This is a genomic window from Actinomycetota bacterium, assembly GCA_035640355.1.
GTDB lineage: Bacteria > Actinomycetota > UBA4738 > UBA4738 > HRBIN12 > CALGFI01.
On the sequence record DASQWI010000027.1, the window covers coordinates 21920 to 35128 of the forward strand.

11 protein-coding genes are annotated in these 13209 nt (G+C 67.8%); 7 read left to right on the plus strand and 4 right to left on the minus strand.

Annotation, left to right across the window (positions count from 1 at the left end):
* Positions 1–61 precede the first annotated feature (61 nt).
* The gene (locus tag VFA08_13520) at positions 62–1006 is read left to right on the plus strand and encodes a rhomboid family intramembrane serine protease (GenBank protein ID HYZ14607.1); all 945 of its coding nucleotides are present in this window, start codon (positions 62–64) and stop codon (positions 1004–1006) included.
* Between the two features lie 33 nt (positions 1007–1039).
* On the opposite strand, the gene pheA is transcribed toward VFA08_13520, so the two are convergent.
* Positions 1040–1867 (minus strand): prephenate dehydratase, encoded by an 828-nt coding sequence (gene pheA / locus VFA08_13525; protein HYZ14608.1) that lies wholly within the window; start codon positions 1865–1867, stop codon positions 1040–1042.
* Between the two features lie 75 nt (positions 1868–1942).
* Here pheA and VFA08_13530 point away from each other — a divergent pair, with 75 nt between their 5' ends.
* Genes VFA08_13530 through VFA08_13545 form a run of 4 tightly spaced genes read left to right on the plus strand, consistent with a single transcriptional unit; the run spans position 1943 to position 6678 of the window.
* Positions 1943–3976 carry a thioredoxin domain-containing protein gene (locus VFA08_13530; protein ID HYZ14609.1) on the plus strand — a complete coding sequence of 678 codons (2034 nt, stop codon included), beginning with the start codon at positions 1943–1945 and terminating at the stop codon, positions 3974–3976.
* A 35-nt stretch (positions 3977–4011) separates the two neighbouring features.
* Positions 4012–4800: a nucleoside phosphorylase gene (locus VFA08_13535; protein HYZ14610.1), complete on the plus strand. Its 789-nt coding sequence runs from the start codon at positions 4012–4014 to the stop codon at positions 4798–4800.
* On the plus strand, positions 4793–5584 hold the full coding sequence (locus VFA08_13540) for a nucleoside phosphorylase (GenBank protein ID HYZ14611.1): 792 nt from the start codon (positions 4793–4795) through the stop codon (positions 5582–5584). Before VFA08_13535 ends, VFA08_13540 begins: the two co-directional genes overlap by 8 nt.
* Complete coding sequence (locus VFA08_13545) at positions 5581–6678, plus strand: hypothetical protein (GenBank protein ID HYZ14612.1); 1098 nt, start codon at positions 5581–5583, stop codon at positions 6676–6678. The genes VFA08_13540 and VFA08_13545 overlap by 4 nt, the downstream gene beginning before the upstream one ends.
* A gap of 29 nt (positions 6679–6707) precedes the next feature.
* Here VFA08_13545 and VFA08_13550 read toward each other — a convergent pair whose 3' ends face one another.
* Positions 6708–7643 carry a hypothetical protein gene (locus VFA08_13550; protein HYZ14613.1) on the minus strand — a complete coding sequence of 312 codons (936 nt, stop codon included), beginning with the start codon at positions 7641–7643 and terminating at the stop codon, positions 6708–6710.
* 24 nt (positions 7644–7667) lie between these two features.
* On the opposite strand from VFA08_13550, the gene VFA08_13555 reads away from it, so the two are divergent.
* The gene (locus tag VFA08_13555; GenBank protein ID HYZ14614.1) at positions 7668–8849 is read left to right on the plus strand and encodes a phosphodiester glycosidase family protein; all 1182 of its coding nucleotides are present in this window, start codon (positions 7668–7670) and stop codon (positions 8847–8849) included.
* A gap of 10 nt (positions 8850–8859) precedes the next feature.
* Here the strand turns inward: VFA08_13555 and VFA08_13560 are convergent, their stop codons facing one another.
* Both VFA08_13560 and VFA08_13565 read right to left on the minus strand, forming a co-directional pair.
* Entirely contained in the window at positions 8860–9207 is a 348-nt protein-coding gene (locus tag VFA08_13560) for a hypothetical protein (GenBank protein ID HYZ14615.1), read from the minus strand.
* Positions 9208–9245: 38 nt separating this feature from the next.
* Positions 9246–10895 carry a hypothetical protein gene (locus VFA08_13565; GenBank protein HYZ14616.1) on the minus strand — a complete coding sequence of 550 codons (1650 nt, stop codon included), beginning with the start codon at positions 10893–10895 and terminating at the stop codon, positions 9246–9248.
* Positions 10896–11071: 176 nt separating this feature from the next.
* On the opposite strand from VFA08_13565, the gene VFA08_13570 reads away from it, so the two are divergent.
* Positions 11072–13150, plus strand: coding sequence for a DUF1996 domain-containing protein (locus VFA08_13570; protein HYZ14617.1), 2079 nt, complete (start codon positions 11072–11074; stop codon positions 13148–13150).
* Positions 13151–13209 lie beyond the last annotated feature (59 nt).

Sequence of the window (13209 nt, forward strand, 5' to 3'; positions counted from 1 at the left end):
CCTAGCCCGAAGAAGAGAGGCGGCTAAAGCGTTCGGGCGAACCGTCCGTAGGATTGGCTGAGTGGAGCCGACGCCGCCCCAGCCGCCCGCGCCGACCGTCGAGGTCTGTTACCGGCATCCGAACGAGCAGACGCGCGTTCACTGCACTCGCTGCGGCCGCCCCATCTGCCCTCAGTGCATGATCCCCGCCCCGGTCGGCTACCAGTGCCCCGAATGCGTCGCCCAGGCGCGCCGCGAGTTCCGGCGCGGCCCGGGACGACCGTTCCGCGGCGGCGGGGTCACCGTCACCAAGGCCCTCCTGTACGCGATCGCCGCCGTCTTCGTCATCGAGGTCCTGACGGGCGGCCCGCGCGCGCTCTTCGAGGGTCCGAACGCGGGCCGGCTGATCGATCTCGGCGCGATGCAGCCGTTCCTGATCGCGGACGGTCAGTACTGGCGCTTGTTCACGGCGATGTTCCTCCACGCCGGAGTGCTCCACATCGCGTTCAACGCGTATGCGCTGTGGCTGTTCGGCTCGATCGTCGAGTCGAACCTCGGACGCACGCGCATGGTGGTGATCTACGTGCTGTCCGGCTTCCTGGCAAGCGTGGCCTCGTACGCGTTCGGACCGGAGAGCTCCGTCGGCGTCGGCGCTTCGGGCGCGATCTTCGGCATCTTCGGAGCGTTCATCGCGTTCAACTACCGGCGCCGGCACCTGGCGATGGCCGAGGCGAACCTGCGGTGGGCGGGGATGCTGATCGTGCTGAACATCCTGCTCGCGTTCGCGTTCGGCGGGCGCATCGACTGGCGTGCCCATCTCGGCGGCCTCATCGCGGGGTTGGCGGCCGGCACGTTCGCGGAGGGATGGGGCACGAGATCGCAACGGCGCCTCGTGCAGGTGGCCGAGCTGGTCGGCCTCGTCGCGCTCGGCATCGCACTCGTCGTGTGGAGAACAGCGGAGATCCGTGGCCTCCCGTTCTTCGACGAGGGACTCGCGTTCTTCCAACAGCTCGCCGAAGGCTCATAGCCGGCGCGGATCGGCGGCTCCGCGCGCACGTTCCTACACGGGACCTTTCGACGACGCGTACGATCCGAGCACCTTGAGCATTGACGTGTGCAACCGGACCTCGTCGAGCGCCTCGGCGATGTGCGCGTCCTCCGCCGACCCGTCCAGGTCGATGTAGAAGACGTACTCGAACGGCGCACCGCGTCGCGGACGCGACTCGAGCTTGGTGAGGTTGACGGAGCGATCGGCGAACGGTTTCAGCGCCCTAAACAACGAACCGGGCCGGTCGTCGCCGGTCATCACGAGCGACGTCTTGTCGGCCGTGCCGAGCCCAGCGTCCTTCGTCCCGATGACGCCGAACTTCGTGAAGTTGTCGGGATAGGTCTGGATGTGTTCTGCCAGAACCGTGAGTCGGAGACGGCTCCCGGCTTCGACGCTCGCGATCGCGGCTTCGTCGGTTCGCTTGCGCTCCGCGATCATCCGCGCCCCGCCGGCCGTGTCGTGGACGGGCACCGGGTCGATGTGGTGAGACGTCAGGAACTCCTCGCACTGCGCGAGCGCCTGCCAATGCGAGTACGCGCGCCTGATGCCCTCCAGGCGGGCTCCGGGCGGCGCCAGCAGCGCATGGTCGACGCGGATCACCACTTCACCGACCACCTTGACCAGGCTGCTGCGCAGCAGGAGGTCGTACGTCTCGTTCACCGAGCCGGCCTGGGAGTTCTCGACGGGCACCACGCCGAAGTCCGCCTCGCCGCTCGTCACGCGGGAGAAGGTGAGCCGGATCGTGTCGCACGGCATCGGTTCGGAGTCCGGGAACAGGACGAGGACCGCGCGTTCGCTGAACGCGCCCGATTCGCCTTGATACGCCACCCTGGCCGGCACGCGAGGAGCGTATCAATGGGTCCTCGAGCGACTGCTGTCGGCTCCCGAAGCGGCGCTCGTTCGTAGACTGGCAATGTGCCGAATCGGCTGGCCGAAGAGACGAGTCCCTACCTCCTTCAACACGCCGACAACCCCGTGGATTGGTACCCGTGGGGAGAGGAGGCGCTCGAGCGGGCCAGGCGCGAAGGCAAGCCGATCCTGCTGTCGATCGGCTATGCGGCGTGCCACTGGTGCCACGTGATGGAGCGCGAGTCCTTCGAGGACCGCTCAACGGCCGACCTCATGAACGACAACTTCGTCTCCATCAAGGTCGACCGCGAAGAGCGCCCCGATCTCGACGCGATCTACATGGATGCCGTTCAGGCGTTGACGGGCCACGGCGGGTGGCCGCTGACGGCATTCCTGACACCCGATGGCAAACCCTTCTATGCGGGCACGTACTTCCCCGATGAGGACCGGCACGGCATGCCGGCGTTCCGCAAGGTGCTGACCGCCATCGCCGATACGTGGACGAACCGGCGCGACGAGATCGAGGAGCAGAGCGGCCGAGTGGTGGACGCCATCGCACGGGCGTCGAGTATCGGCCAGTCACCAGAGACGCTGACCGACGAGCTCCTCTCGAGTGCATCCCGAGCGCTCCGGTCAGCGTTCGACGCACAGTGGGGCGGGTTCGGCGGCGCCCCGAAGTTCCCGCAGCCGATGGCCCTCGACTTCCTGCTCCGCCGTCACCTGCGCGGCGATCCGGACGCCCTCGACATCGTGCGGATCACCCTCGATCGCATGGCCGCCGGAGGGATCCACGATCAGCTCGGCGGCGGGTTCCACCGCTACTCGACCGATGCCAGGTGGCTCGTCCCCCACTTCGAGAAGATGCTGTACGACAACGCGCTCCTTGCCCGCGTGTACGTGCGCGCCTGGCTCGTCACTGGAGAGGATCGCTACCGCCGGATCGCCTCGTCCACCGTCGACTACCTGCTGCGCGAGATGCAACATCCCGACGGCGGGTTCTTCTCGTCCCAGGACGCCGACAGCGAGGGCGTGGAGGGCAAGTTCTTCGTCTGGTCGTGGGACGAGCTCGTCGCGATCGGCGGCGAGGCCGTGGCCACGGCGTTCGGCGCGACGCCGAGCGGCAACTGGGAGGGCACGAACGTCCTGTGGTTCCCGCGGCCCGTCGAGGCAGTCGCGCAGGAGCTCGAGATCGAGCCGGCCGAGTTGAAGCGGGACGTGGAACTGGCGCGCGGAGCACTGCTGGAGATCCGTGACCGGCGCGTTCGGCCGGGAACCGACGACAAGGTGCTGGCGGCGTGGAACGGGCTGGCCATCTCGGCGCTTGCCGAGGCGGGGCGAGCGTTCGGAGAGCCCCGGTTCGTCGACGCCGCGGTTCGCGCGGCCGACTTCGTCCTCGAGAACATGCGCGACCAGGACGGACGGCTGCTCCGCTCGTGGCGGGACGGTCGACGCGGACGCCCCGGATACGCGGACGACCACGCGCTGATGGCCGAGGCGTGTCTCACCCTGTACGAGACGACGTTCGACCTCCGCTTCTTCGAGGAGGCGCGCTCGCTCGCCGAGCAGCTCATCCGGCTGTTCCACGACGCCGAGCGCGGCGGCTTCTTCCAGACGGGCTCGGACGCCGAGGATCTGGTGATCCGGCCGAAGGAGCTGTACGACAACGCCGTGCCCAGCGGGAACTCTGTCGCCGCCGACGTGCTCCAGCGCTTGACCCACTTGACGGGCGAACCCGAGTACGAGCGGGCCGGCTTGTCGGCGCTCCGGCTGGTCCGCGACGGGATTGCCGGAGCGCCGCTTGGCTTCGGACACGCGCTGGGCGCGCTCGACCTGTATCTGGACACGGTGCGCGAGGTCGCAGTGATCGGCGACCCCGGATCGTCGGAGACACGCTCGCTCGCGGCAGAGGTCACCTCGAGGCGGTACGTGCCGAATCACGTGCTGGCCGTGGCCGACGCGCGAGACGATCGCTCGCGCGAAGCGGTCGCACTCCTGCTCGAACGGCCCCAGATCGACGGCCGGCCGACGGCGTACGTCTGCGAGCGGTTCACCTGCAAGCTCCCGGTGACCGAGCCAGAGGAGCTCGCCGCGCAGCTGTAGCGGGCCGCGAGCCGAAACGTGCTACATAGGGCGCGGTGTCCCTCCAGTACCACGTGAAGCTGGCGCCGGGTGATGTAGCGCCGTACGTCCTGCTCCCAGGAGATCCGGGGCGCGTGCCGATCGTCGCCTCGTTCTGGGACGAGGGTCGCGAGGTGGCCAGGAACCGCGAGTACGTGACGTACACAGGCGTGTACCGAGGGGTACCGATCAGCTGCACGTCCACAGGGATCGGGTGCCCCTCGACGGCGATCGCCATCGAAGAGCTGGCGCGCGTCGGCGCGACGACGTTCATCAGGATCGGCACGTGCGGCACGTTCCAGGACGACGTGGCGAACGGCGACATCGCCATCTTCGACTCGGCCGCCCGGTACGACGGGACGTCGAGGCTGTACGCGCCGCTCGGCTACCCCGCCGTGGCCAGCCACGACGTACTGCGTGCGGCGATCGACGCGGCCGCTGGCCTCGGATACCGGTACCACGTCGGCACGACGCGTTCGGCCGACACGTTCTACGCGCTTCACGCGCGACCGGGGTCCTCGTTCGGCGACTACTGGCAGTCGTCATGGCGAGAGCACTTCGATGACCTCAAGCGGCTGAACATCGTCGCGGCCGAGATGGAAGCGAGCGTCATCCTCGTCCTGGCCCGGATCTGGGGCCTACGAGCGGGCGGCGCCGCGGTCGTCCTCGACAACGTGCTCAAGGTGAGCGGTGACGAGGGCGGGTTCGAACCACAGACGCAGTTCGAGCACGGGGGCGACGAGATCGAGCGCCTCGCGCGGCTCGGCTCGGAGATCGTTCGCGTTCTCGCCGAGCGAGATGGGTAGTCCGCTGACGACCCAGTATCACGTCAAGCTCGCGCCGGGCGACGTCGCGCCGGTCGTACTCCTTCCCGGCGACCCCGGCCGGGTTCCGCTGATCGCGTCGCTGTGGGACGACGCCCGAGAGGTGGCCCGCAACCGCGAGTACGTGACCTATACCGGCGTGTATCGGGGCGTGCCGATCTCGTGCACCTCGACGGGCATCGGGGCACCGTCGACTGCGATCGCGCTGGAGGAGCTGGCTCGCGTCGGCGCCACGACGTTCATCCGTATCGGTACCGCGGGATCCATCCAGCCGCACGCGCGGATCGGCGACGTCGCCATCTTCGATTCGGCCGCACGATACGACGGTGCGTCGGGGCTGTACGCGCCGCACGAGTATCCGGCCGTCGCGCACCAGGAGGTCGTCGCCGCGGGGATCCGCGCCGCCACCGAGCTCGACCTTCGCCATCACGTCGGAACGACACTCTCGACGGACCTGTTCTACGCGCCACAAGAAGGAGTGGCCTTCGGCGGCTACTGGCAGTCCGGCTGGCGCGAGTTCTACGAGGACGCGCGTCGAGCGAACGTTCTGGCCGTCGAGATGGAGGCGGGCGTGATCATGGTGCTGACCCGCATCTGGGGCCTCCGCGGCGGAGCCGTCGCGCTCGTGGTCGATGACGTGTTCGAAACGACGAACGAGCAGTTCGTCCCGGAGGAGTCGTTCCGAACGGACGCCGACCTCGTGGAGCAACTCGCCCGGGTGGGGTGCGAGACCGTGCGGATCCTCGCGGAGCTCGATGCCTCTTGATCGCTCTGCGCGTGCTGCTGTTCCTGGCGGGAGCAGCGGTCGTCGTGTGGGGGGTCCGCTCGGTCATCCGGACGTTCCTCGTTCCTCGCGCGCTCCGTAACACGCTCGGCAGGGCCGTGTTCATCGGGGTTCGCAGGATCCTTCGGCCGTGGGCCGGCGAGCGGCAGGACTACGCCATGCGCGATCGGGTCATGGCGTACTACGCACCCGTCGCTCTCATCACGCTGCTGGTCGTGTGGGTCGCCATCCTCCTGATCGGGTTCACCGCGATGTTCTACGCGCTCGGGAGTGTCAGCCCGATCCAGGCGTTCACCATCGCGGGATCGTCGATGTTCACCCTCGGATTCGCCACCCGCGAGGGCGCGCCGGCCGTGATGCTGGACTTCGTCGCGGCGGGGACGGGCCTCGTATTCCTCGCGCTGTTCATCACCTACCTGCCCAGCCTGTACAGCGGGTTCCAACGCCGCGAGCGGGGTGTGGCCAAGCTCGAGGTGCGAGCCGGCCAACCGCCGACGGGCGTGTACCTGATCGAGCTCGCGTGGATCGTCGGCCGGCTGGAAAACCTCCGCGATCTGTTCGCGGAGTGGGAGGACTGGTTCACCGACGTCGACGAGAGCCACAGCGCGCTCCCCGCACTGGCGTTCTTCCGCTCGACGCACCCTGACCAATCGTGGATCACCGCGGCGGGCGCGATCCTGGACGCCGCGTCGCTGTACGACTCGTCCATCGACACGCCCCGGATACCCGAGCCGCAGTACATGATCCGCTCGGGATACCTGTGCCTCAGGCATCTCGCCGACTTCTTCCAGATCCCCGTCGACCACGACCCTCGGCCGGACGATCCGATCTCGATCAGGCGAGAGGAGTTCGACGAGGTGTACGACCGGCTGGCGAACCGGGGCGTACGCGTGCGAACCGACCGTGATCAGTGCTGGCGCGACTTCGCAGGGTGGCGGGTGAACTACGACTCCGCGCTCGTGGGGCTGGCGCGCCTCACCATGGCGCCCGTTGCACCCTGGTCCTCGGACCGGTACGACGACGTCCACTTCATCCCGCGTCTGTTCCCCAAAGAGCGCCGCGGCGCTTCGAAATAGCCGTCAGCTCTCGCACCGGCGCGTAGCGTTCACACCGGTAGCGGCTGCCAGTCCGGCGACAGGTCGACGGCTGCGTCAGTCGTCAGGCGCACCGGGCTCGAGCCGTCGGCGTTCATCGACCAGATGTCGACGTTGCCCTCTCCCACGACGAACGAGACAAACGCGATCGTCGTGGCGTCGGGCGACCACGAGGGGTCGAAGTCCATCTGCGAAGGGCTGTTCGTGAGATTCACCTCGACCCGCGTGGCGACGTCGATCGCGTAGATCTCGGACGAACCGTTCGGACAGCACCGTTCGACGGCGATGCTCAAGCCATCGGGCGACCAGGTCGGGTTGCCGTCGACGAAGGAGTTCACTGTTATCCGTCTTACGCCGCTGCCGTCGGCGTTCATCAGGTAGAGCTCCGGAAAGCCGCCGTCGCGATCGGAGACGAACGCGATCCTCGCGCCGTCGGGCGACCAGGCGGGCGATCGGTCGGCGGACCCAATCCCCTGCGTCGTGAGCTGATCGGGCGCGGAGCCGTCCGCGTTCGCCACGAAGATGCGGAGGGGGGCGCCAGGCGTTGTCCGGGATGCGTAGACGATGCGCGTTCCATCAGGCGACCACGACGGGTCACGCTCCAGTGCCGGCGTCCTGGTGAGGCGGGTTCGTCCTCTGCCGGCCGCGGTCATGACGAACAGGTCGGGTCGGGCCGTCTCAGGCTTGCGTCGAACGAAGGCGATCTGCCGCCCGTCCGGTGACCACTCGGGCTGCAAATCCGAGATCCCCTCGTTGTCGGTGAGGTTGACCGGCCCCTCCCCGGTTGCGCTCATGGTGAATATCTCGGCGTCCCCGTCCCGGTCCGAGCGGAATGCCAGCAGGCCGTTCGCCGACGCCTGGGGCGTGATCTGAGCACGAACGGGTGCGATGTCCCCCGCCGTCAGGACGCCCACGAGCAAGATGAGCACGGGAGTGGTTCGACGCATCAGACCTCTCTAGGATGACCGGCCGTGAAACCTACCATCCGACGTTCGGTGCTCCTGGCGACGGCCCTGGCCTGTCTGGTCGCGCTGGCCGCGTCCCCATCGGGCGAGGCCGGTGACCGAGACCTCCTTCAGTCGCTCCGTCCGATCGTCCGGACGAAGAAGATCGCCCCGGGAGTGCTGTTCACCCGGATCGTCGAACGGCAGGTCCCGCGCCGGACGTTCGTACTGAAGATCGATCCATCGAAGGCCGTCACGGTCGACATGGCGCTCGCCAAGCCCAGGATGCCCGCGCGGCGTGAGACGAGCGGGATCGCCAGGGCGCACGACGCGCTGGCCGCGACGAACGGTGACTTCAGCGTCCGCAACGTCGGCCGGATGGTTCACGCATTCGCGCAGGACGGCGATCTCGTGCAGACCTCCGGACCGGGCTCGGCGTTCTTCGCCCTTCGACGCGACGAGACGGACGCGTTCGTGGGAACGCCTCGAATGGACGTCACGGTGACGAACCAGACCACCGGACAGACATTGAGGATCGATCGGTGGAATCACGGGGGCCCGACGCCGGGCGAGATCGTGGCGTTCTCCCCGCTGGGTGGCTCGCTCGAGGCCCCGCCTCCGTTCACATGCTCGGTTCGCCTGCTGCCGCAGACGTCGCCAGCTACCGATCCGGGAGGCGTCTTCGTGGATCACGTCGTCGACGAGGTTGGGTGTCCGGAAACTGCGATGCCGCGAAGCGGCGGTGTGGTGCTCTCGGCGGCGCCCGCCACGGACGAGGCGACGCAGCTGCTCGCGATGACGCCGGGCGCGTCGATGCGAGTTCGATGGGCACTCGGGTGGGACGACGTGTTCGACGTCATCGGTGGACTGCCCGTGCTCCTTCAGGACGGACAGGTCGCCTTCGACCCGTGTTTTACCACGTTCTGCAATCGCAACCCCCGGACGGCAATCGGATGGACGTCCAACCAACGTCTCCTGCTGGTAGTGATCGACGGCCGGCAGCCGAGATGGTCGGTCGGCTCAACGCTTCGCGAGCTCGCGGATACCATGCGGAAGCTCGGCGCCGTCGACGCGCTGAACCTCGACGGCGGCGGCTCGAGCACGATGGTGGTCAAAGGCGACGTCGTGAACCGGCCGTCCGAAGGTCAACAGCGACGGGTCACGACTGCGGTGCTCGTGTTGCCCGGCGCGGATCCCGGCGAGCAGTAGAACGCCCGAATCAGCCGGCGTGACGCTCGCGATGGGCGTTCAGCCCTGTCGCCAAGGTGTTCACGACTGTCGTCAGGGCGGACATGTTCGCCTCGAGACGGTCCAAACGACGCCCCAAATCGGTGCCCTGCGCATCGATCCGAGCGTCCAGTCGTGCCGCCTGTGCGTCGATCGTTGAGCTGAGTCCGTCGATCCTTGAGTCGATCCCTGAGCTGAGTCCGTCGATCCTCGAGCCGAGTCCGTCGACCCTGGAACCGAGAGCGAAACCGAGAGCGTCGATCCGAGATCCCAGGTACAACAACGATCCAAGCGACGTAGCGGCGAGTAGCCCGATCGCGGTCCACACGGCGGCGTCCACGCCTCGAATCTAGCAGCAGGGTCAGACACGCCTGCGGCTTATCGTTCGCAGCCTCTCTTCACCCGCGCACTTCGACACACGTCGATACCGCGACCGCCGATCGCAGTATCGGGCCGTCTGCCACCCCGGAGCTTGTCGTTGCCGCGACCGCCTCTCATGCGATCATCACCGGCACCGCCCAGAACCAGATCCCGACCGCCGCGGGCGCGGATGACGTCGTCCCCGCCGCGGCCGCAGATGACGTCCCGGCCCGCGGACCCGACAAGCTCGTCGTCCCCGGCAGTCCCGATGACCTGGTTTCGGCTGTCGCCCTCGAAACCCGGACACACGTCCCAGGTCTTGGTGACTTGGTCGCTGCAGTTACCTGCGGGAGCGCCGGCCGGATCGCCAGCGGCCCGCTCGCACTCGTCCACACCTCCCGTGGTCGGCAGGCTGGCCGTGATCGTCTGGGTCCCGGTCTCGGTCGTCTGCGTGGTTGTGTCCGCGGTGGCGCGTCCGTTGTCGTCGGTCGTCGCGGTGACCGTCGATCCGCCGCCCACGAACGTGCCGACTCCGCTCTCGGTGAACGTAACGCTCACGCCCTGAACGGGGGCTCCTTCTCGGTCGGTGACGACGGCCGTGACACGGTGGACAGTTCCCGGAGCGTTCGTAGCCTCCTCGGGCCTGGCGTCGACGTTCCGGGCCTCCAGACTGCCCCAGGTCTTGATGACCGTGTCGGTCTTGTCGTCGCTCTCGGTCGCATCGACCGCTTCCTCGCACTCTCCGCCGTCGTTCTCCGCGCCGGCGGGGTTGAAGACGTTGTCGACGTCCTCGTCGATCCAGAAGCAGATGTCGGCGGCCCCGGCTTGCGACTCCGTCGCTGCGATGGTGACCGTGCACCTGCCGTTCCCACCCGTCGTGCAGGCGTCGTTGAAGTCGGATGTGCCCGCAGCCGCCGAGTTGTCGGGGTCGTTCGCGCCGTTCAGGTTCTCGGCGTCGATCCTCGCCCCGGAGACCGGCGCGTCGGGATTGGGCGCCGTGTCGATGACGGTGCACGTGTAGGTCTCTCGCGACCCCGATCCGGTGACGGGGTTGGTCTCCGTGTCGTTGCCGCTCGCGTCGTCACAGTCCAACACTGTGCTCGCGGGGAGAGCCGCGACCCACGTCTTCGTCACGACGTCGGTGGTGTCCGGCTCCGCCGTGCCGCCAGGAGCGTCGACACCGCCACTCGGCTCCTCGACGGACGGGTTCCCAGCGTCGGGCCCCTCGGCCTGGTCGAGCTCACCGGTGAGCGTGGCGTTGTCCTTGTCGTGATCGATCCAGCCGTCGATCTCATCCGTGCCCACGACCGTGCTCGAGTACGAGATGGAACAGCTGCTGTTCCCAGAGGTGATGTCGCACGTGAAGTCGGGCGTCGCCGGGGAGTAGGCATCGGGCGTATCCGGGTCGCCTGGCCCGTTCACCTCGAAGTCGATCTCGATCGTGCCCGAGGTCCCGTCCGCCGCGGCGTCCAACGTGGCGGTTACGGAGTGGGTAGTGGCGACGGGGTTGTCGTCGGTCTCCGGCGTCAGCTGGAGCGTTCGCGAGCCGTGATTGGCCACGGCAACACCGGCCATCGGAACCACCAGGACGCTAAGGGTCAACAGAGCGGTCGAGAGCGCCGTGGAACGCCTGCTCCCTCGTGGGATCCGCGCAATGGCGACAGTCATCCGGCCCCCTCCTTCCGGCAGCGCCGTGACATTCGCCTCCTGGCAAACGCAACACGGAGCGTGTTCTCTGTAGTAAACAACGTGCTCAGACGGCCAAAGGTTGCGAGGATTCGAGGCCGATGCTCGTCCTGCTGCGGAGGCCTCAGCCCACCAGGTGGCGGCTAGGATGGGCCGCCGTGAAGCGTGTGCCCTGGCCCACCTCCGCGGTGGATCGCTCTCGACGCGTCGGCGTCATCGCTGCCGTCGTCGTTGGCAGCCTCCTGCTGGCATCCCTGGTGACGCCACCGTTCGAGGCCGAAGCGGCGGGGGGCGTTGGGCAGTTCGTCGTCCGTTGCAGGTACACACACACCCTGCAGGACGATCCGATCGTGTTCCCCGGCCAACCCGGCCTCTCACACTCGCACGATTTCTTCGGCAACAGGTCCGCCGACGCGTTTTCGACGGTCAGCGAGCTCCTGTCCAGCCGGACCACCTGCCGGCCGTCGAGCGACACCGCCCCCTACTGGGCACCAACGGCATTCATGAACGGCAAGCGGATCGAGCCGAAAGCCATGCGGATCTACTACCTGGGGAACGCGGGACAGCACACCGAGACGATTCCAGCCGGGTTGAAGGTCATCGGCGGGAACCGCGATGCCGTTTCGGCCGGTGACAATCCGCACGTCCAGTGGTACTGCGGGGAGACCCGTGAGGTGAGGACGCCCCGTCGCGACGCTCCCTATGACTGCTCGCCGTGGTCGCAGTACGCGTTCGTGGACGGGATCATCGCGATCGTCAATCTCCCCAACTGCTGGGACGGCGTCGGTCTCGAGTTGGGGAGCGTGGCGTATGAGGTCGGTGGAGTCTGCCCAGCGGGGTTCCCGCACGTCCTTCCTCGCCTCAGCCAACGCATCCACTACGGGGTCATGAACCCGACGAATGCGGACGGGTCGGTGGGGCTCACGCTCTCGAGCGGTCCCTACTGGTCCATGCACTCCGACTTCTGGAACACGTGGCAGCAGGAGCGCCTGGACGAGCTCGTCCAGACATGCTTGGTGGAAGGCATTCACTGTGGGGGGGTCGACTCGTCGGCCTCGCTGGCGTGGGCGCGTCAGTTCGGCACCAGCCGGTACGACCTCGGGTACGCGGCGACGGCCGGGCGCGGCGGTCCGTACGTCGCCGGGTTCACCAACTACCAACTCACTCAGGCCTACCGCCGCCTGTCGGACGCCTTCGTCCGCGCGTACGACAGTGATGGCAAGGTCCGTTGGACGCGACTGTTCGGGTCGACGGGGATCGACCAGGCCCTCGCCGCGAGCGCGGCCGGCAACCGGGTGTACGTGAGCGGCTTTACCGACGGACGCCTGCCGGGTGAGACCGCCCGCGGTCGTGACGACGCGTTCGTGGCGAGCTTCGATTCGTCCGGCCATCTCGAGTGGCTCACACAATTCGGAACGCGAGCCGACGAGCAGGCGACGGCGATCGCCGCTACACCCGCATCCGGTGTGTACGTGGCCGGCTGGACGGACGGAGTTGTCAGACCGGGAGCGGGGGCGAGGGGACGGGACGCGTGGATAGCCAAGCTTTCGCCTAGCGGCACCCGCGTGTGGATCCGCCAGTTCGGTAGCGCGGGGACGGACGAGATCCGCGCACTCGGCCTCCGCGGCATCCATCCGGTGACGGCCGGATGGACGGACGCATCGCTGCAGGGCGGCTCCTCGGTCGGGGACTCGGACGCCTTCGTCCGCGCGTATTGGTCAGACGGGCGAGTGGCATGGACGCAGCAGTTCGGGACGATCGGCAATGACGTCGCCACAGCGGTTGCAGGATTCAAGCGGCGGGTGTTCGTGGGCGGATCCACGAGCGGGACATTCCCGGACCAGGAGGCCTCGGGCGGTCTGGACGCGTTCGTTCAGGCGATGGATTCCAACGGCTCCCCGACGTGGAGCGACCAGTTCGGGACCGCGGCCGACGACGATGCCGCAGCGATCGTTGCTGTGCGAAGCGGCGTCTACGTCGTCGGATCGACGCTCGGAGCCCTGACGACGGACCCCGGCCTGCTCGGCGAGACTGACGTGTTCGCCAGCCGCTATATGCGGAAGGGAGGAGCTCCGATCTGGACCATGCAGCTCGGGACGATCGACTTCGACCAGGCGTACGGTGCGGCGATCGATGCCACGTCGCTGTACGTCACGGGCACCACGCATGGAACCTTCGAAGGTCAGAACTACGCGGGCGACCGGGACGCGTTCTTGCTCCGCCTACGGTTCACGTAGCCGAAGGGTGAGGGATCGGCCTCGATCCGAAGACCGACGCCGATCCCCACACCGTTCGT